The following is a 19,548-nucleotide window of genomic DNA, read 5'->3' as shown; positions in this document are numbered from 1 at the left end:
ACGCCTCGCACGACTTGTGACTACCACCATAAATCTATGGACCTCAAACGTCTGGAGGCTTCCGGACCGTTGCGGGCATTGAGTGTGGATTGTCATCCTTTTCGGTAGCGGACGTTCGCTCGCCAACATCGGAGTTTTCTTATCGCGCGCAGCTATTCCGCAGTTGCGCTTTTTTGCGGTCGGCAGTTGAAACGACCACCCAACCTGACGCGTCTCCAGAATTTGGTCGCGCCAAGTTGTGGTTCATTCTGCTAGGCGTTGGCGTTGGGACCATCCTGAGAAGACAGCACTTGACCCTGACGAGACGCTTTAATCGGCTAGTTTTGGATGACCCATTGTTTGAAGCTCGGGTCCAGTCCCTTGCAGGCTGCCAAGATGAGATCGCGCGACTGATAGGGACCGGCATCATCAATGGTCGCTGCGACTGTCACACACTGCGAAGTGTCAGCAGCCAAATGCATCTCCATGCTGACAGTATCATAAGAAAATTTCTGCCTTGGATCGGCTATGTCGCATGCGATGAGCCCAAAAGGGACCTTGGCGTTTTCCGGGTCGCTATGGGCCATACATTTGCCCTTGTAGGTCACCGATTCAATCGCGCCGGTCTCTGGAGAAAACGAAAACAACACATCATCGCCATTGGGTTTGCAAGAATGCGCATGAAGTTGATTACCCAAGCCTCGACCTTTGGTGTCGATACACCAGCCGAGTTTTGCTTCTTCACCAAGGTTGTCAGCGAGATGAATCACTGCCCCTTTGGTTTGGATATCAGGGGCTTCAGCAAAAGAAACCTGAGGAATGATCATGGCGAATGCAGCCGCAAATGCCGCAGAACAGGTTGTATTAAGTTTTGTCATAGGTCAGTCCTTTATGCAGCGGCGCTTGGTTGCGACATCTATCCGCGGAACTGTTTTTGAAATGAGAGAATCCGTTTAGCGTTGACGCCTCGGTCGCTGCGTCCAACTCTCGAAACGCTCCGCATATCAACACGGCTTCCGTCGCCTTGAGGTGTCACGACAATCACGATGTCATCGGCGAAATAGAAAACAGGTGTACGGGCAACTGCTTCGAAGCGCCTACGCTCCGTATTCGAGCCGACGACCTCCCATCCCATTTCGTGAGCAACTTTCAGAGCCTTTTGATAGGCAGCATCTGCGGGTAACTCTGTGGCAAGGGGCACTATATCGGGATATGCGGCGGATTGAACCTTCGCCAATTCAGGACCACCATATTTGAGCGAATTACGCGCACCCTCGCGGTTTTCGTCCAGCACCTCAAAGGCAGGTGGATTTGTTGTGTCGGTTGAAATGTCGTGAATTGGCGCGGCACGCACTGGAGGGTTGATAGCGCCAGCAATCATTGGCGCCAAACATGCCATTCCAATAATTACAGCAACTCCACCCGCAAAGACGCCACCTTTTTCCTTGCGTTTGAGGTGCATTGACAAGGTGAGCAAGCCCATGACTGCAATGACCGCACCTATTGGATTGAGATAGGTTCGATAGAATCCAAAGCCAGTGGTTGGTGCCCATAGTCCTAGCCGAGCACCAAACAGCATCAGCATTACGCTTAACCCGCCCAGGACGGCGACAAACAAGGTGAACTTTCCGATTTTCGTCATTAAGCCTTGATCCTTGACACATTGGCAAATTTACTGCTCGGTATGCACATATTGCACACTACGCAAGGAAGTTACGTTGACAATTTCGTTACATCAAAGACGGCGACAAAAAACAGCGCGCGACATCCAGATGGCGACTTTGGAACTGTCGCTTCAAAAAGGCCTGGATCAAATAACGACTGAAGAAATCGCGGCTTTTGCAGGGATCAGCACACGGACCTTTTTCAACTACTACAAAAACAAGGAAGCTGCTGCGATCGGCGCTCCACCCGCATTCCGGAAGGAAGATACAGACGCTTTGCGCGAAGGTACTGCACCACTTGCCCACGATCTAAAATTATTACTAGACAAACATATGGAGATACTCGCTGGCGATAAAGCCATTCTCAAAATGGTGGGATCAGTTCTACGTTCAAATGAAAGAGCACGCGGCATACTTGAGGGTTTTCTTACTATAGAGCGCAAAAATCTAGAGGAATGCCTGTTCGCGCGGGTCAAATGTCATCAAACCGCCGTCGCGCTCGCATCTTTAGCCACAAATGCGATAGGGCAGGCGATTTTTCTATGGGAGCATGAGGAAGGTCTACCACTCGGCGCAGCGCTGGATACTATCTGGGCGGGATTAATCAACGCATCACAGCTTCTTGCAAATTCGACAGCCTAGATTTGCGTAATTCGGAACCGCGACCCCTTCGAACATGATATCTTTGGTTCATTCCAGTCATCGAGCTTTGACTCTCGTCGAGAAGGCGCGATTTCCATCTTGGATGCGATTTGAAGCTTCCGGTAGCACCGGCTACTGGCATCTTTGCCAAACAGCACAGCTGAAACGGAGTAACTTTCTTCTCCGTTTTTTGTTTCTGCAGCTATCAAAGGTCACTGTCGGGCCATGGCTTCGGACTGCCAACATGAAAACCCTGGACCGCATCAACGTCCAACGTCTGCCAAAACGCCATTTCTGACCCGTCCCCTACATTCTTCGCAATGACACGGATGCCAATGTCATGCGCTGCCGCAATCATTCGCCTGAGTATCATGCACTTTCGCTCAGGCGCTGAAGATAACGTGTTGAGAGCAGGGTCGAGCTTTATCCAATCAACCTTCAACTCGGTCAGTCGTTCGAGCACGGGCCAATGCCCCGCGAAGTCGTCAATTGCAGTCTGGCAACCGAGCTCAGACGCAAAGCGAATGAAATTCTCGCAGAGATCCGGCTGACGAAGATAGTCTTTTTCAGAAATTTCAAGACACAGGCGCCCGGCCAAAAGCGGCTCAGACGACAGGCGGCTCCTCAGGAGATCCTTCTGGCGGTTATCGGCAAGCGCTCCCAGAGACAGGTTCACCGCAAACCAGCGCCGCGATTGAGAGATTGAAATGGCGTCCAGCACCTGATCCAGCGTCCAGCCGTCCACCTGAGACATGAAACCGGACCGTTCAGCGGAAGCGATCAACGCCCGCGGTGCGCAGGCGAGTTCCTTTTCTCCCTGAAGACGGAGAAGAATCTCAGACCCAAGGACTGCCTTGCTATCGAGCGCAAGGATTGGCATGGCATGAAGAGAAAGATCCTTCATGAGGAGGTCTTCCGGCTGCCAGCCCGATACATCCGGTGAACATGCGTCCTCTTCCGGATTAAAGACCTCGAAATTGACAGAGCCTCCTCCCTCAGCCTTGCCACGCAGACATGCCTTGTCTGCCTGATGCAAGACATCGGAAGCTGCCGCCCCGGAAGCAACGAGATCCGGCTTGAGGTGACAGATCCCGATGGAGCCCTTGATCGTGAAAAAACGGCTGCCTGACTTCAGACCAAGTCGCCTCATCCGTCCCTGGAGACTGTTCGCAATTTCCAGTGCGTCAGCTTCAGTGGGAACCTGGATCAAGCCGACGAATTCATCGCCCCCAAGCCTGGCGGCCAAACCATTCTCCTCAAAGACAACGCCCAGACAATTGGCAACGAGGCATAGCATCTCGTCTCCCGCCGCATGACCCGCGAGGTCATTGACCTTCTTGAAGTCATCGAGATCCAGGTAGAAAACGGCCAGATCATCATGTGTGCGAGCGCGCATTGAAGCAATGCGGTGGTCGAGTTCCTTGAAGAGAGCCCGACGGTTGGCCAATCCCGTCAAGTCATCGATATGGGCAAGGTGTCGGATCTCTTCGATCTCCACGGATCGATCCTGAACGGCTTCTTCAGCTTCAGCGAACCTGAGAAAATATACGTCTTCGGATGCTGCACCAAACGCGACGCGGGCAACCGACAGAGCCGGAGAAATCACATGACCAGACCGGTCAAACAGAACACCTTGAAGGTCCATATGCGTGGTTGCCGTCGCCGCCAGGCATGCCCTCTGGAAACGTTTCCAGCTTTCGTGAGAAAGAAGCTCCGACAAATACCGATCGTCCGCGCCGCCCCCCGTTTCCGGAAACCGTTTTGCAAAATGCGAATTTACAGCGAGACACTGACCGTCTCGCTTTACGAGGGCTGAACGTCCCGGCAAAATTTCAATAAGACGAGCAAAAGCATCTACCCAATACTCCTCTCTCTTTGAGGCTCTGGATCGCGCGTTATCTGGTATTAATCTCTGGCCACTCCGCAAGAGATCTTCCTTTCGAAAAACATGTTTTCGATAACCGATACCAAATACTATAAACGGGTTCTCGATATTGGCTTCAGAGATAACATGACTGATCTCTCAATCTTTGCCCGACGATTATTACCCACAGCTCAAGCAGTCTTTTTGGTTAATGATTTGCAAGTCTATTCAGGGGGATTTTAGGGTTCAAAGGTGAATGATCGCCTCTTCAGGCTCCTCATTTTGGTCATTTGGTAGAATTATGATTGACGCATGAACCCAATATGCTTGACGGCAAACCTGAGCGGAGCCAACTGATGAAACACCGGCGTTTGTTTCAGATGCGCCAGCTTGTCTTTCTGAGCGTGATCGCTTTGCCAAGTGTCTTCCCCATAGGCCTTGCAGCGTCTGCGAAGGCCATGGAACATTGCGGAAAAGCGTCCTGGTATGCTTTGACGAGCCGTACAGCCAGCGGCGAGATGGCCGATCCCACCTCTCTCAGCGCTGCGCATCGAAGCCTGCCTTTTGGAACCATGGTTCAGGTGAAGAACCTTCAGAACGGCAAAACAGTTGTCGTCCGGATCAATGATCGCGGCCCCTTTGTGAAAGGAAGGATCATCGACGTCACCCGCGCAGCAGCCGTCGAGTTGGGATTTCTTTCACGCGGAGTGACCAAAGTGGAGGTCCGTCTCGTATCGGAGTCCGCACCTTTGAAATTCAGTAGATCACCTGCTTGCGGCGACTGAAATCAATCCACAATCCGATGATAAGATCTTGCCGCCAATCAAACATCAAAACTGATTAATTGAGCTCGTGTGAATCAATTATTTAAATGCATATCGGTAATGACAAACCAATTAGACCTTTGTAGGATTGCCGCCGTGGTCGATGGGGCCATGTGCACAGTAACTTTTTCGCGCGGTCCTACGGGTACCGCGCGTTTTTTTTGAACATCTCAACACCTTGATACCTTTAGCGATTCCGCTACCGTCGCCTGGAGCGTAGTCGCACTTGGTTTTTGATTCCCCCGTTCACTCCGACTTTTCCTGCCCATGTAACAGACCGCCTCCGGCTTGCCGCATATGCGAACCGACATTGGTGAGCGGGCTGGAAATATCAACCGGCACTCTTTTTAGATGCCAGTCGACCTGCCGCTTTCACCCAACTTGCGACTTACGACCTGTCCCGTCTGTCCAAAATCGAAAGAAAGCAATTGAAGCCCGCAGGCCAATCGGCTATCAGAACCGTCTATCCGCCCGGCTCAGCCGGAAACCGGTTCTGCACCCGTAGCTCAGCTGGATAGAGCGCTGCCCTCCGAAGGCAGAGGTCACAGGTTCGAATCCTGTCGGGTGCACCATTTCTCTTTTTTCAATTTGAAATTCAGTTAGAGCCATAAGATGGCTGATCTGGACGTTCGGCCCCTCAGGCTTTAAGACGCGACGATCATCGTCCGATTGAATTGGGCGGGTTCTCAGCGTTCCAGGGACAGGCCACGAGTTCACCATGAAGATTGCCGTCATTTTGCCGAGAGGCATGCAATTTTCTCCTCAAGGTGCGACGTCAATAGACATCGTTGCCCGAGACCTTATCCTGAAGAGCCGTTTTCGCGACGCAACCTATGTGATCGGAGCCGCGACGCCCGAGCCTTTTGAGGATGTTGATTTTCGTCCCGTGCATGCCACGAACCAGGTCTCGCTGATCCGCGAATTCCTCAAGAAGCTGCGCGCGGATCTGCCAGATGTTGTCGTGGTGCACCAGCACCCGGAGACGGCTGCCAGGATCTCAAAAGCCCTTCCCGGGACTCCCGTCCTTCTTCATCGCCACGGACTATTAAAAGAAAGCCGCAGCGTCATTTCGAAATGGAAGAAGCGGCGTCAGTTTTCGCGGCTAGCCGGGATCGTCTTTGTCAGTGGTTTCATCCGGGATCGATTTCTGGCGCAATTCCCAAGCTTTGAAGACCGCGAGACCGTCGTTTTCAACGGCGTCGACACCTCGGTCTGGGCACCTGCGCAAGCCAAGCGACAAGAGATTGTCTACGTTGGGCGCGCGAGGCAGGACAAGGGGCTGCTTCCCCTCATCGGCGCCTATCGGTCACTTTCGGCCAATGACTGGAGCCTCAAGTTGATCCTGGGCGTGCAGACCGAGGCGGAAACTTCTTTTGCCAAGCAGATCGATGTGTCCTGCGCCGACCTGGCAAATGTTGCCATCTTCCAGAACGCGCCATCGGCCGCGGTTCAAAGACACCTCTCCGAAGCGGCCATCGCCGCGCTTCCCTCCATTGTTCGAGAAGGTTTCCCCCGCGCCGTCGTTGAAGCCATGGCATCGGGCTGTGCCGTCATTGCGACTAACCAAGGCGGGACACCCGAAGCTGCGGGCGATGCGGCCCTTCTGCTCGACGAACCTGACACTGAGGACTTCGAGACGCGGCTCACGAACAGCTTGGCAGAACTGATAAACGATGGTCAGCGGCGTAACCAGCTGGCAACTGCCGGCCGCCAACGTGTTGTCGGCGCACTGGGCCTCGAAGCGGTCGCAAATCGCTACGACAACCTCCTTGAAAAACTGGCTGAAGCCTGAGCACGATCAAGTTCCTTGCCGGTTGACAGAAAATTACTTTGTCGCCATTGCTCCACGCTGACACTCATACGCGATAGGCAAACGGCATATGCAACGCATCGGCATCATGATCTGTACGGCACGCCGGCCGCAAATGCTGGAGAACTGCCTGCGTTCTCTAACGTCTCAAAAGTTCCCTGCGAGCTTGAAAGTCGAGATCTGCGTCGTTGAAAATGACAGCGCGCCGCGGAGCCAGGCGCGTGTCGAAGCCGTCGCTGCAGCCACTCGCTTTCCCATCCACTACGCCCTTGAAGAGAGACGCGGCATCCCATTTGCCCGCAACCGCACGCTCCATGAAGCGATCAAGCACAAATTTGATTGGGTCGCACTGATCGATGATGATGAAATTGCGCTTTCCGGATGGCTCGAAGCGCATTTGCGCTCTGCCCAGGAGCATGGTGCGGATGTCAGCTACGGCGCGGTGACCAAGAACTTTGAAAAGCAGCCGCCAGACTGGTGGTATCCGGAAATTGCCAGCACGAACCCCGCCGGGACCCTCTTACCGCGTGCTTCAACCAACAACGTGCTGTTTTCGGCAAAGCTGATCCAGCCACCGGCGGAACTGCGCTTCAATCCCGCCTTCCTTTACGGCTACGAAGATCTCGATTTCTTCGAGGCTGCCACGGCCAAGGGTTTCAAGATCGTCTGGTCACCGGATGCGGTGGTTGAAGAATATGTACCCGCAAGCCGCGTCGCACCGGAGAGATTGCTTGGCTGGTCAAGATCCAGCTCGGCGGCTCACGTGCAGGTCTCCGTGCTGCGCAAGGGCTATCTGAAATCAGCCGTGAAATTCACCATCAAGGGTCTACGACGCCTACTCGGAGGTATTATCGGGTCGGCACTGTTTTATCTCCCGGCAAAACTCGGCAGCGAACGAGCGGTCTATCGCTACTACAAAAGCCGCATGAGATTGGCGCGCGGCCTTGGAAACCTGCAGGGTGTCATGCAAAAACCCTATCGCTACTATGAAGTCATCGACGGGCAATAATTGGGACCTGGGATCAAACAAGGCCGAGCATGAAGAAGAACATTTTCGTTTTCTGGACCGGTGACAACGAAATGTCGCCAGCACGCTCGGCTTGTCTCAAGACGCTGGCGAACAGCCAATGCGATATAACGCTTGTGACGCCTGAAAACCTTGCGGGCTGGATTAAGAATGACGCGCCGCTGCACCCGGCGTATCAACATCTGTCGGCGGTTCACCGGTCTGATTACCTGCGCCCCTATTTCATGCACCACTATGGCGGCGGTTATGCCGACATCAAGGAAACGCATAGCTCCTGGCTTCCTGCCTTCAGTGCATTGGAGGCGACTCCGGAAGCTTTTGGCATCGGTTATCGCGAAAAATCGGCCAAAGGTGTCGCCAACATCCATCGGCACCGGATCGACGGGACAAGCTATCATCTGGACATGCAGACAAGCGCGTTCGCGAACTATCTGCGCTATCGCTTTTACCGGGCGAACTGGCGTCACATGATCGGAATGTGCGCCTATGTGTTCCGGCCGGGAACAGATTTTACGGCGCTTTGGCTGGCGCATGTCGAAAAGCGGCTGGACTTGCTGATGCCCTGGTTAAGCGCGCACCAGGCGCCAGAGCCACGTGCGGCAGCCGACGCGGCGGCCGGTGATACCAGTGCCGCCTACCCGGTGCCCTGGTCATTCCTTTGCGCGGATGTGATCCACCCTCTTGTCTACAGACACCGGGACCGCATTCTGCAAGGCCTTCCTACGCCGAATTTCAAGAATTACCTCTGACATCCTCGGTCACAGGTTCTGGAAAACCCGCTTAAGCGCATCGATATCGACTTCGGTCGATGCGGTGAAGGCACGGCCCTGCGGGTTGAGCGTCATCAGACTCTCGTAGGCAAAACCAAGCTCCTTCGCCAGCATGTAATAATGTGGAGACCCCATTGTCGGGCTGAAGAGCTCGATAATTCTGCAGGGCGCACACCGTCGAAACAGGATGTTGGTAAGAGCGGCCCCATGAGCACCGGCAATGACGGAAGCCTGGCTGAACAGGTCGATCTGTTCCTCAAGGGATAGGTTAGACGGATCCACCAGATCAAACCCGTAGCTCTCCGCAAGCGCATTGACCTCATCCTGATTGCGGAACGCACGACCATTCGCAGCGCTCTGTCCCCGCAAAACGAAAATATGTCGGCCGTTCCCGGATGGAGCAGGCACATCGAGACGGTCGCACACCCACTCAAAATAGGGCTTGTGGCAGAAAAACGCCCGTATGACATAGGCCTGCTCAACAGCGATCGTTTCCTTCCGCCCCTGAATTATGACCTGCCGTTCACCGAAGACCCCAAGATCCATGGCCTGTTTGAAGAACCTGGTACTGGCCGTCTTCTCCGGCACCAGAAACGGGGCTTCGACGGGAAGGCCGTGCCTTTCAGCTACGGCTGCTTTGCTCAGGACATAGAGAAAGAAATGGAAATAGTTGTCGCCATGAAAATGGTGCAACAGGATTGCGGTGGGCAAACTTCTCTTCGCCCTGCTCAAATGCGAGAAGAAACGTGGATTGCGCTCACGGTCCGGAATGTCACTCGACCCCCACATAACGCGGCCGTTGGAGAACAGGATCCCCATTTTAGGATCAACAGTACATGGCCGATCAACACGCAAAATCGCTTCGCGATCAGATACTGTTGACCAATAATCCAGGAATTCTTTTGCTTGGGCAGGTAGCAACTCAGGTCCGGAATCCCTGACAGGGGCATGTTGCTGATCCGTGAGCGCCGTTGTCACATTCGCAAAATCAGCCCTTGGCCACAGACCGTCAAGCGTTCGGCCGACGGCTTTGCGCGCCCTGTGAAATTCATCTCTTAGTGGATAGCTCATCGATCCAAACCCCGCCAGCGGACCAAATCCAGGCCGCTGTTCCTGACACAAGACCCCTTAATCCGCGGTCGTGCTTTCTACCAGTGCCAATCCCGTCACGGCCGCCGGAAAAAAATGCGCCCGGGCAACGTGGCGACTTCCAGGCGCGTGTCATGCACGGGCTCGCCGTCGAGATTGATCTGGAGCGGTTCTTTGGTTTCGATCAGGATGTCGCGGACCTTCCACAAGACCAGTTTCTCCTTCAGGCCTTCCTGACCTTTTTCGAACAGCTGCGCGAGCACCTCCGGAACCTCGTCTGCTTCCGGATAGGGAATCACGGTCAGATCAAGCAGGCCGTCATCGAGGATCGCGTCCGGACACAGTTGAACCCCTCCCCCGGCTTGTCGTCCGTTGCCGATCGCCAACGCCAGAAAGCGGCCTTCCCAGTGGTGATCATCCGCTGTGATGCGCCCCTCGCAGGCGGAAAGCTCAGAAAAGCGATTGAGTCCGGTGAAGACATAGGCGGCACCACCAAGCAAACGCTTCAAGGTGGGGTCAGTCTCTGCAGTCACCTTGGTTCCAAAACCGCCTGTTGCAACATTCACGAACGCCCGGCCATTGACGACACCCACATCCATGGCCCGCGCCGGGGTTTGCGCCGCTATCATCAAGCAAGCTCTCAAATCGCGCGGGTCCAGACCGATCCCGCGCGCAAAGTCATTTGCCGTTCCGAGCGGTAGCAGCCCGAAGGCAAAAGGCGTCGCCTCGTGCTGTGACGAACCCGCCAGCGCCGCCGACACCACTTCATTCAAGGTGCCGTCGCCGCCACCGGCAACCAGCGTGTCAATTTTCTCCCGCTTCGCTTCAAGAAGCGCCTCTTGAACCAGGCGCTGCGCGTCGCCAGCCTCCCAAGTGACTCGGACGGACACCTTGTGGCCCCGCTCGCGCACGGCGCTGACGGCTGCGCGAACGTCATCGCGGGCTGCCGCCTTGCCGTGAAGGATAAGGCGCAAATGAGAGCCTTCTGCCATTTCTTGTTCTCCGTTTGCTCGTCTTCTTTGCCGATATTATCCGGGCAGCATGGTTTCCCGGTCCATACGGGCGGAACGCGCCTCTTCCATGAGCCAGTTGCGGAAATTTGCCACAACCGGACGCATTGTTCGGTTCTCAGGATAGACAAAATAATAGGCCGAGTGCTGCGCAAGAGACATGTCAAAAAGGCGAACGAGCCTGCCCGACGCAAGTTCCTCCTGCACGAAAAAACGCGGCACCAACGCCGCCCCGGCATTGTGCACGGCCGCCTCGGAGATCATCACAAATTGTTCGAAACGTGCGCCTTGAAAGGCAGCATCTGTTTCCACACCTGCTTGATCGAACCACTGTTTCCATGCAAGCGGCCTGGTCGCCAGCTGGAGGCGCGGCACATGTGCGAGATCTCCAGGTGTCCGGATGCCATGCCGATCCCTGAACGCTCGTGAGGCGACAGGAATAACTTCCTCTGGGAACAAAGGCTCGGCGATCGCACCCGCCCAGACCGGATCGCCGTGGTGGATGGCACCATCAAAGGGCTCAGCCTCGAAATCGAAAGGCTGCAGCCGGACGCTCAGGTTAAGACCTGCATTTGGGTGCCTTCGCTGAAATTCAACAAGGCGAGGTGCCAACCACCTGGTTCCAAACGTCGGCAGAACAGCAACATTCAGCACATCCTCGCTGCCGGCATATGACATGACCTGGCGCGTCGCGGCCGTCATCTGATCAAGCGCACCGCGAATATCGTGAAGATAAAGCCTGCCCGCATCCGTCAGGACAATTCTCTGGCGCACGCGTCTGAAGAGCTCGACACCGAGACGATCCTCCAGATGGCGAACCTGTTTGGAGATCGCCCCCTGTGTGAGATGCAACTCTTCTGCAGCGCGGGTAAAGCTGGAGTGGCGGGCTGCACATTCAAAGGCGATCAATGCATCAGCTGGCGGCACAAAGGCGCGTTTCATGTCCGGATCCGTTAGGCCTGTCGAGTTCATTCCATCCTGGCATGATTAGAGGAGAAGAAATCTCTTTTTTGCAAGCAGATCTTTCTGCACACTCCATCTCGAGCATCATTTTCATTCCATCCTGGCGCAGCGACGAAGAGCGCCCCCGGACGTGGAAACCAGCCTCACGGCGCAAGGGAGAGCCCCATGAACGCATCAACGACCGCAAAATCCGCCCCGGCCGGAGGCGGAACCTTTGACTGGCAGGATCCATTTAAAATCCGTGAGCAGCTGGGAGAAGATGAAGCGCTGATCATGGACAGCGCCCGGTCCTATGCGCAGGAGAAGCTTCTGCCACGGGTCATAGAAGCCTACCGTGAAGAAAAGACCGACCGCGAGATCTTCAACGAGATGGGTGAGCTCGGGCTGCTGGGCGTCACCTTGCCAGAGGAATACGGCTGCGCCGGTGCCTCCTATGTCGCCTATGGACTCGTGGCGCGTGAAGTGGAGCGCATCGATTCCGGCTACCGGTCCATGATGAGTGTTCAGTCCTCGCTGGTGATGTATCCGATCTATGCCTATGGATCCGAAGAGCAGCGCAAAAAGTATCTGCCGAAGCTTGCGACCGGTGAATTTGTCGGCTGCTTCGGCCTGACCGAGCCCGATGCCGGATCAGACCCTGCCGGCATGCGCACCCGCGCCGAGAAAATCGATGGCGGCTACAAGCTGACCGGTTCCAAGATGTGGATCTCGAACTCCCCAATTGCCGACGTTTTCGTCGTTTGGGCGAAGTCCGAAGCGCATGATGGTGCGATCCGCGGTTTCGTGCTGGAAAAAGGCATGAAGGGTCTGTCCGCCCCGAAGATTGGCGGCAAGCTGTCCCTGCGCGCGTCGATTACCGGCGAAATCGTCATGGACAATGTGGAAGTCGGAGAGGACGCGCTGCTGCCGAATGTTTCCGGTCTCAAGGGACCGTTTGGCTGTCTCAATCGCGCCCGCTACGGAATTGCCTGGGGTTCCATGGGAGCTGCAGAAGACTGCTGGACGCGTGCGCGTCAATACGGCCTTGACCGCGAACAGTTTGGCCGCCCGCTGGCCCAGACCCAGTTGTTCCAAAAGAAGCTCGCTGACATGCAGACCGAGATCACCCTCGGCCTTCAGGCTGCCCTGCGGGTCGGGCAACTGTTCGATGCAGGGAAAGTCGCCCCGGAAATGATCTCGCTGATCAAGCGGAACAATTGCGGCAAGGCACTCGATATCGCCCGCGTTGCCAGAGATATGCACGGTGGCAACGGGATTTCCGAAGAGTATCACGTGATGCGTCATGCCCAGAACCTGGAGACGGTCAACACTTACGAGGGCACGCATGATGTTCATGCACTGATCCTCGGCCGCGCCCAGACCGGCCTTCAGGCCTTCTTTTAGGGAATGACGTTGCCGGAGGCCTCCCCCCGCCTCCGGCGCTTTTTTTCAGGCGGTTGCGAATGAACACAAGATCTGCAGATGTTGTCATCATCGGTGGGGCCGCCATGGGCTCCGCTGTCGCCTGCCAACTCGCACAGCGAGATGACTTTACCGGCCGCATTGTCGTTTTGGAGGCGGATCCAACTTACCAGATCTGCGCTTCGGCCCGCTCTGCAGCCTCGATCCGCCAACAGTTCTCCAGCGCCATCAACATCGAGATGTCGCTTTTCGGAATTGAATATCTGCGGACCATCGGGGAGAACCTGGAGGTCGGCGGCGAACAGCCAGTCATCGACCTTCATGAAGGCGGATATCTGTTTCTCGCGACGCCGGACAAGCGCGACCTGCTTCAACAAAATCACGCTCTCCAGTCAGAGCTCGGAGCAGATATCGGTTTTTTCGATGTTGCCGGCCTGAAGCAGCGGTTTCCCTGGCTCAAGACGTCTGATCTGGCCGCTGGTTGCCACGGCCTGACCGGTGAAGGCTGGTTCGATGGCTATGGCCTGATGCAGGCGTTTCGAAAGAAAGCCCGCTCCCTCGCAGTGACCTACCTGCCCGCGAAGGCGGAGCAGCTTTGCAAGGATGGCGACGGCTGGTCAATTGAACTTGGCACCGGCGAGACGATCTCTGCCGGTGTCGTCGTCAACGCGGCCGGAGCATCTGGAGGCGCGGAGCTTTGCCGCCAGGCGGGTCTCGACGTGCCGATACATTCCCGGAAACGCTGTGTATTCAGTTTCGATTGCCGGGAAGACCTGCCAAACTTCCCTCTGTTGATCGACCCAAACGGCACCTATGTGCGGCCAGAGGGACAGGGCTACATCTGCGGTGTCTCGCCCGCTGAGCAAGATGACGTCGACTGTGACGACTTCGATGTCGACCATGCCCTGTTCGACGAGCAGATTTGGCCGACACTGGCCGAAAGGGTTCCGGCATTTGAGGCCATTCGACCAGGAAGCGCCTGGGCCGGTCATTACGACATGAATCTCTTCGACCACAATGCCTTCGTCGGCTCAGTCTCGGGCCTGGATAACTTCTATCTGGCTCTCGGCTTTTCCGGCCACGGATTGCAACAGTCACCCGCCGTCGGGCGAGGGCTTGCGGAACTGATCACAACAGGCGGATACGAAACGCTTGATCTTGCGCCCCTTGGTCTCGATCGCCTGGAACAGGGAAAGCCGCTGATTGAACGCAATGTGGTCTGAAGCTGGAGCGGTTTAGGTCCTACTCGGCCACAAGCGGATAAGGCGTCCACTTGGCGTCGTCGTCCGCTTGCGGAGATGCATCGGCGGGCTCTGCCGAGGAAAGTTCGCTAACAGAGGACTGCATTACCCCCTTCGGGGTCGCCAAATGGCTTTCAGATTTCGTCCAGTCGATGGCCCGCGAAAACCCATCAATCAAGGCAGTCTTCAGGCGCGCGATACGCGCCTTGTCCGGTTCAAACGGCGGTGACTCGTGGCGTAGATAGACGCGCTGTGCGATCACGAGGGTGAAACACTGCAGGCCATCGGCAGGAGAGCCGTATTTTTCGGTGATATAGCTGCTGCCCAGAACCTCGTCGACGGCCACCGAGAAACCACTCAACCCGGTAAAAGACCCAACAAACGTGCTCTTTAATCCCTCTGAGCAGGATTGGCCGTTGGCCGTACCAATGTTGATAACCGGCAACTCACCCTCGACAAACCCGCGAATGCGAGAACGCATCGACTGGCAATCGAACAGAACAACTTCGTCGTGCAAACGTCTCAGTCGGCCAATCTGCTCCTCAAGCGCCTGATGAAAGGGCTGATAAAACAGGTGCTTCCGTTGCTCGGTCTCAATCGGCCCGGGTTCTTCATCCGCCAGGTAGATCCGTTTGAGGTCAAGGGTCGAAAGCGGGCACAAGCTGTCCCTCGGCGAGATATCGGAATCAGCCATTTGATCGGCCGGCCGGTCCACATCAATCACATATCTTGAAATCGTCGACCGAATGATCGTTGCGTCCAATTCGCGTGCGATATCCAGCACCTGCTCCAACCGCCACGATATATCCGCCTGGAGACGACCGGTCGCGCTGAAACGCTTCTCGACAGCTGGTGGAACGTCGACCCCTGTATGCGGCAAGCAAAGGATCAGCGGGCTTTCGCCTTTTTCGACAATGATCATCTGCCCAGGCCCAATGAATTTATCGCATTATGCATGCAGTTTGTTTTCTTTACGATGCGGAAACAAGCCTCTTTGGCGTGGTGGCTGCCAAAAAGAATCCAGATAGCGCCGCATGGCACCATACCGTTGACACTTGAAGTTACGTTGACGCAGCTAGCCCCAGCGAGACACTTTGCAAGCCAACGTCAATCGAACTATCGTGAGTATCTCACAATGCAGACAGGCCCCAAGTCGGCCTTTTCCGATACACACAATTATCTGTCGATCGAACCGGGTCTGCCGCCGCGAAATCACGCACCGCGGCAGAGTGAACCGGGCAAACGTTTGAGGAAACGTCATGAGTTACTGTCCAGCCGCGTCTCGTTACGACGCAATGACCTACAATCGTTGCGGCAGGAGCGGTCTCAAGCTATCCGCCCTTTCACTTGGGCTCTGGCACAATTTTGGCGGCGATGCGGCACGTGAGACTGGGCGCGCCCTTTGTCGAACTGCATTCGATCTCGGAATCACGCACTTCGACCTTGCAAACAACTACGGCCCGCCTCCCGGATCGGCAGAGGAAGCTTTCGGCGATATTCTGCGCAATGATTTTCACGGTCTACGGGATGAACTCGTCATCTCGACCAAGGCTGGCTATCGCATGTGGCCCGGCCCCTATGGCGAATGGGGCAGCCGCAAATATCTTCTCTCCAGCCTCGACCAGAGCCTCACCCGGATGGGCATCGACTATGTCGATATCTTCTATTCTCACCGGGTCGACCCTGAAACGCCGCTCGAAGAGACCATGGGCGCGCTCGACAGCGCAGTCCGGCAAGGCAAGGCGCTCTACGTAGGCATCTCCTCCTACAATTCAGCGCGCACCCGTGAAGCCGCCAAAATTCTGAAAGAGCTGGGCACTCCCTGCATCATTCACCAGCCAAGCTATTCAATGATCAACCGGTGGGTTGAAGACGACGGACTGCTCGACACGCTCGACGATGAAGGCATTGGTTCCATCGCCTTCACACCTCTGGCTCAAGGCATGCTGACATCAAAGTACCTGAAGGGGGTTCCGGAAGGCAGCCGCCTGACAGCCGGCAAATCCCTCAAGCCGGAAATGATCAGCGACGAGAAAGTGGAGCGCCTCAGGGGTCTTGCTGCAATTGCCGAGGGGCGCGGCCAGACATTGGCGCAAATGGCGATCGCATGGGTCCTGCGCGGCGGCCGCGTCACCTCCGCGCTGATCGGAGCAAGCCGACCTGATCAGATTGTCGACTGTGTCGGCTCCCTGAAAAACCTTGAATTTTCCAGTGAAGAACTGGCGGAGATCGACCGGCTGTCGGCTGACTTCGATGTCAACCTATGGGCACTCAGCTCCAACTCCTGAACCACAAACATGCGACCGCGGATCTAGAGCTCGCGGTCGCACATCTGCCGCGAGCTTTGATCAATCTCGCTCATCCACTCATCAAGGATTGTGGCTTTATCCTCCCCAAGGGCTGGAATAAGCTCGCCACCAACAGACACAATATCTCTGACGTTTCTTGGAAAGGCAGCCCATGACATTGCGAAACGGCAAGGAATTCCTCATGATTCCGGGTCCGACCAATGTGCCGGATGAAGTTCTTCGGGCCATGCACCGGCCGGCCGTCGACATCTACGAAGGTCCGTTGATCGAGACGACCGAGTTTTGCATGAGCGGCTTGCGCAAGCTTTTTCGCTCCGAAGGGCAGCCTTACATCTATGCGGCCAACGGCCATGGCGCCTGGGACGCCGCGCTCAGCAACACTCTAAACGGTGGTGACAAGGTCCTTGTGCTGGAGTCTGGCCGCTTTGCGCTTGGCTGGGGTGAAGCTGGCGAAATCACAGGCCTGGAAATGGAAGTCTTGAAGGGCGACTGGCGCCTTCCGGTCAACCCACAAGCCGTCGAAGACAGGTTGCGCGCCGATACGAGCGGCGAAATCAAGGCTGTTCTTGTCGTTCAGGTGGATACGGCATCGGGTGCCTGGAATGATATTGCCGCCATTCGCGAGGCCATGACCGCGGCAGGCCACGATGCCCTGCTCATGGTGGACACGATTGCCTCGCTCGGCTGCATGCCTTTCGAGATGGACGCATGGGGCGTCGACATTGCCCTGACCGGCTCGCAAAAAGGTCTGATGACACCGCCAGGCCTGTCATTCGTCTTGGCCGGTGAGAGGGCAATCAAGGCGCATGAGACAGCGGATTTGCGAACCAACTACATGGACTGGACCTTCCGCAACGGTCCGGAACACTATGAAAAATACTGCGGCACGCCTCCGGAGCACCTTCTGTTCGCCTTCCGGGCTGCGCTCGAATTGATCGAGGCCGAAGGCCTTGAGAATGTGTGGCATCGCCATGCCCTGCTTGCGGAGGCCACGCGAAAAGCCATCGCGGTCTGGGCCGAAGGCGGCGTTCTCGACATGAACATCACTGATCCCAACGGACGATCAGACAGCGTCACCGTCGTGCGCTTCAAGGGCTCAGACCCAGCCCCTTTGCGCGCCTTCACCAAGGACGTTTGCGGGGTCACTGTCGGTGGCGCCATCGGCGACCTTGCTGGCCAGGGCATTCGCATCGGGCACATGGGACATGTGAACGCGGTCATGATGCTCGGTACCCTGTCCGCAATCGAGATGGGTCTTGCAAAACTCGACATCCCGCATGGCAAAGGCGGTGTTCAGGCCGCGATAGACTATCTGTCCGGCGCGCTTTAGAGCTCTTTCTCCAGCCTGTCGCAGATGGTTTGCAAAACCTCGATGCGAGCATGGCGCTTGTCTTCCGAGGAGACAAGCGTCCATGGCGCAAAATGGGTTGATGTCCGGTCGACCATATCGCCCGCCGCAACGGCATATTGATCCCACTTGAGACGGTTTCGCCAATCCTCGTCGGTGATCTTATGCTGTTTGTAGGCGATTTCCTCGCGGGCCTTGAAACGCCGCAGCTGTTCCTCGGCGCTAATCGCCAGCCAGAATTTGCAAACGATGTAGTCCGAGTTTGTCAGCTCTTCCTCGAACTCGTTGATTTCGTTGTAGGCTCTCAACCAGTCATCATGACTGGCAAAGCCCTCCACCCTCTCCACAAGGACACGTTCGTACCAGGACCGGTCGAAGATCGCGATATGGCCCTGGCGCGGAACTCGTCGCCAAAAGCGCCAAAGATAGGGCCTTGCTTTTTCTTCGTCAGTGGGCGCCGAGATCGGATGCACCTTGTAGATCCGAGGATCCAGTGGGCGGATTACCCGCCGGATCGCGCCGCCTTTGCCTGCAGCATCATTGCCCTGAAAAACCAGAATGAGCCCCTTTTTCGAGAAGGCTTTCGTATCTGACATGGCAGACAGCCGATCCTGAAGCTCCGTTCGCTTCTTCTCATAATCCGACTTTTTCAACTTCGCCGTGAGATCAATGGCGTCCACGGCCGTTTGCCGGGTCAAGCCTCCGACAACGGGAGGCGCGGCAACAGAAGCTGCCTCGCCATCTTCCAACTTCAGCCGCATCGCAGCTGCTATGGTCTGGGCGAGAGCCGCGTCGCGAAACTCCGGATCCTGGGACGGGATAACGAACCAGGGTGCATGTCCCCGGCTTGTCTCGACAATGATCTTCTCGCCGACTTCCGACGCCTTTGCGTGGTTTTTCAAGGCCGCCCAGTCGGCCAGCACATGGCGTGCTGCATGCTTCTTGTCGATTTTCTTCAGACGCCGCTTTTGGTCTTCGCGAGGCAGCATGAACCAGAATTTCAGCAGCAAGATGCCTTCATTGGCCAGCATCTCCTCGAAACGCCGGATCTTGCCGAGCTCGTGCTCGAAGCTGTCGTCATCAATCTTGTCATAGATGCGATCGCGCAGGGCTTTTTGGTACCAGCTTCCGAAGACAACAGCCGTCTGGCCCTTGGCCGGCAGGTCGCGCCAGAACCTCCAGAGCCTGGGACGCAGGCGCGCTTCTTCCATCGGATCGCCATAGGCGTTGCAAATCAGATGGCGGGCATCCATCCAGCCGTACAGGCGGGCAACAGCCTCTCCCTTACCGGCACCATCGAGGCCATCCACCACGATGATCGTGGAAAACGGCTTCTTTTCAATAATTTCAAGCTGAGCAGATAACAGGGCCTCACGGAGTTCAGGTTCGAGTTTTCGGAAAGTCTTCTTGTCCATCTCTTGAGGCAATCGTGCCGACTCAAACATCTCACCCAATCTCCACTATCCGTGCCTGTCTATTCTCAGATCACGCCGTACCCGCCAATGCAAACGGACATCTTCGGAAACGAAGCTTACGCACCGGAGGTTCCGATTATCAATTCATTCACCATAAGGCTGCATTGATTTAGACCACTGATAGCTACTCAA

Annotated in this window: 17 protein-coding genes and 1 tRNA gene; 10 read left to right on the top strand and 8 right to left on the bottom strand. The window is 55.9% G+C overall.

Annotated features, from left to right (window positions below):
* Positions 1-317 precede the first annotated feature (317 nt).
* Entirely contained in the window at positions 318-857 is a 540-nt protein-coding gene (locus ABJZ52_RS05510; protein WP_348184345.1) for a ricin-type beta-trefoil lectin domain protein, read from the bottom strand.
* 38 nt (positions 858-895) lie between these two features.
* Positions 896-1,621, bottom strand: a complete 726-nt coding sequence (locus ABJZ52_RS05505; protein WP_348184346.1) for a DUF1499 domain-containing protein — start codon at positions 1,619-1,621, stop codon at positions 896-898.
* A 76-nt stretch (positions 1,622-1,697) separates the two neighbouring features.
* Between ABJZ52_RS05505 and ABJZ52_RS05500 the strand changes: the two genes are divergently transcribed.
* The gene (locus ABJZ52_RS05500; RefSeq protein WP_348184347.1) at positions 1,698-2,285 is read left to right on the top strand and encodes a TetR/AcrR family transcriptional regulator; all 588 of its coding nucleotides are present in this window, start codon (positions 1,698-1,700) and stop codon (positions 2,283-2,285) included.
* Positions 2,286-2,490: 205 nt separating this feature from the next.
* On the opposite strand, the gene ABJZ52_RS05495 is transcribed toward ABJZ52_RS05500, so the two are convergent.
* Positions 2,491-4,005, bottom strand: coding sequence for an EAL domain-containing protein (locus ABJZ52_RS05495; protein ID WP_348184348.1), 1,515 nt, complete (start codon positions 4,003-4,005; stop codon positions 2,491-2,493).
* Positions 4,006-4,607: 602 nt separating this feature from the next.
* Between ABJZ52_RS05495 and ABJZ52_RS05490 the strand changes: the two genes are divergently transcribed.
* The 5 genes from ABJZ52_RS05490 to ABJZ52_RS05470 all read left to right on the top strand — a co-directional run bounded on the left by ABJZ52_RS05490 (position 4,608) and on the right by ABJZ52_RS05470 (position 8,559).
* Entirely contained in the window at positions 4,608-4,934 is a 327-nt protein-coding gene (locus ABJZ52_RS05490; RefSeq protein ID WP_348184360.1) for a septal ring lytic transglycosylase RlpA family protein, read from the top strand.
* 534 nt (positions 4,935-5,468) lie between these two features.
* A tRNA-Arg gene (locus tag ABJZ52_RS05485) sits at positions 5,469-5,545 on the top strand.
* A gap of 146 nt (positions 5,546-5,691) precedes the next feature.
* Complete coding sequence (locus ABJZ52_RS05480; protein WP_348184349.1) at positions 5,692-6,765, top strand: glycosyltransferase family 4 protein; 1,074 nt, start codon at positions 5,692-5,694, stop codon at positions 6,763-6,765.
* Positions 6,766-6,853: 88 nt separating this feature from the next.
* Positions 6,854-7,792, top strand: coding sequence for a glycosyltransferase (locus tag ABJZ52_RS05475; protein WP_348184350.1), 939 nt, complete (start codon positions 6,854-6,856; stop codon positions 7,790-7,792).
* A gap of 29 nt (positions 7,793-7,821) precedes the next feature.
* On the top strand, positions 7,822-8,559 hold the full coding sequence (locus ABJZ52_RS05470; protein WP_348184351.1) for a hypothetical protein: 738 nt from the start codon (positions 7,822-7,824) through the stop codon (positions 8,557-8,559).
* A 9-nt stretch (positions 8,560-8,568) separates the two neighbouring features.
* Here the strand turns inward: ABJZ52_RS05470 and ABJZ52_RS05465 are convergent, their stop codons facing one another.
* The 3 genes from ABJZ52_RS05465 to gcvA form a co-directional block, all read right to left on the bottom strand.
* Positions 8,569-9,291: a glycosyltransferase family 61 protein gene (locus tag ABJZ52_RS05465; RefSeq protein ID WP_348184352.1), complete on the bottom strand. Its 723-nt coding sequence runs from the start codon at positions 9,289-9,291 to the stop codon at positions 8,569-8,571.
* 455 nt (positions 9,292-9,746) lie between these two features.
* Positions 9,747-10,661: a lipid kinase YegS gene (yegS, locus tag ABJZ52_RS05460; RefSeq protein ID WP_348184353.1), complete on the bottom strand. Its 915-nt coding sequence runs from the start codon at positions 10,659-10,661 to the stop codon at positions 9,747-9,749.
* A gap of 36 nt (positions 10,662-10,697) precedes the next feature.
* Positions 10,698-11,621, bottom strand: a complete 924-nt coding sequence (gene gcvA, locus ABJZ52_RS05455) for a transcriptional regulator GcvA (protein ID WP_348184354.1) — start codon at positions 11,619-11,621, stop codon at positions 10,698-10,700.
* A 186-nt stretch (positions 11,622-11,807) separates the two neighbouring features.
* On the opposite strand from gcvA, the gene ABJZ52_RS05450 reads away from it, so the two are divergent.
* Both ABJZ52_RS05450 and ABJZ52_RS05445 read left to right on the top strand, forming a co-directional pair.
* Positions 11,808-13,025 carry an acyl-CoA dehydrogenase gene (locus ABJZ52_RS05450; RefSeq protein ID WP_348184355.1) on the top strand — a complete coding sequence of 406 codons (1,218 nt, stop codon included), beginning with the start codon at positions 11,808-11,810 and terminating at the stop codon, positions 13,023-13,025.
* A 59-nt stretch (positions 13,026-13,084) separates the two neighbouring features.
* A complete protein-coding gene (locus tag ABJZ52_RS05445) occupies positions 13,085-14,266 on the top strand; it encodes an FAD-binding oxidoreductase (protein ID WP_348184356.1) in 1,182 nt (393 codons plus the stop codon).
* A gap of 19 nt (positions 14,267-14,285) precedes the next feature.
* Here ABJZ52_RS05445 and ABJZ52_RS05440 read toward each other — a convergent pair whose 3' ends face one another.
* Positions 14,286-15,206, bottom strand: coding sequence for an N-formylglutamate amidohydrolase (locus tag ABJZ52_RS05440; RefSeq protein WP_348184357.1), 921 nt, complete (start codon positions 15,204-15,206; stop codon positions 14,286-14,288).
* Positions 15,207-15,543: 337 nt separating this feature from the next.
* Here ABJZ52_RS05440 and mgrA point away from each other — a divergent pair, with 337 nt between their 5' ends.
* A complete protein-coding gene (mgrA, locus tag ABJZ52_RS05435) occupies positions 15,544-16,572 on the top strand; it encodes an L-glyceraldehyde 3-phosphate reductase (RefSeq protein ID WP_348184358.1) in 1,029 nt (342 codons plus the stop codon).
* A 172-nt stretch (positions 16,573-16,744) separates the two neighbouring features.
* Positions 16,745-17,923, top strand: coding sequence for an alanine--glyoxylate aminotransferase family protein (locus ABJZ52_RS05430; protein WP_348184359.1), 1,179 nt, complete (start codon positions 16,745-16,747; stop codon positions 17,921-17,923).
* Here the strand turns inward: ABJZ52_RS05430 and pap are convergent.
* Positions 17,920-19,386, bottom strand: coding sequence for a polyphosphate:AMP phosphotransferase (gene pap / locus ABJZ52_RS05425; RefSeq protein WP_348199987.1), 1,467 nt, complete (start codon positions 19,384-19,386; stop codon positions 17,920-17,922). The two genes, ABJZ52_RS05430 and pap, sit on opposite strands and share 4 nt — an antisense overlap.
* Between the last annotated feature and the right edge of the window lie 162 nt (positions 19,387-19,548).

It is taken from the genome of Roseibium sp., assembly GCF_039982295.1.
Taxonomy (GTDB): domain Bacteria; phylum Pseudomonadota; class Alphaproteobacteria; order Rhizobiales; family Stappiaceae; genus Roseibium.
The sequence above is the reverse complement of the archived record's forward strand: the minus strand, read 5'-3'. Positions and strand labels throughout refer to the sequence as shown.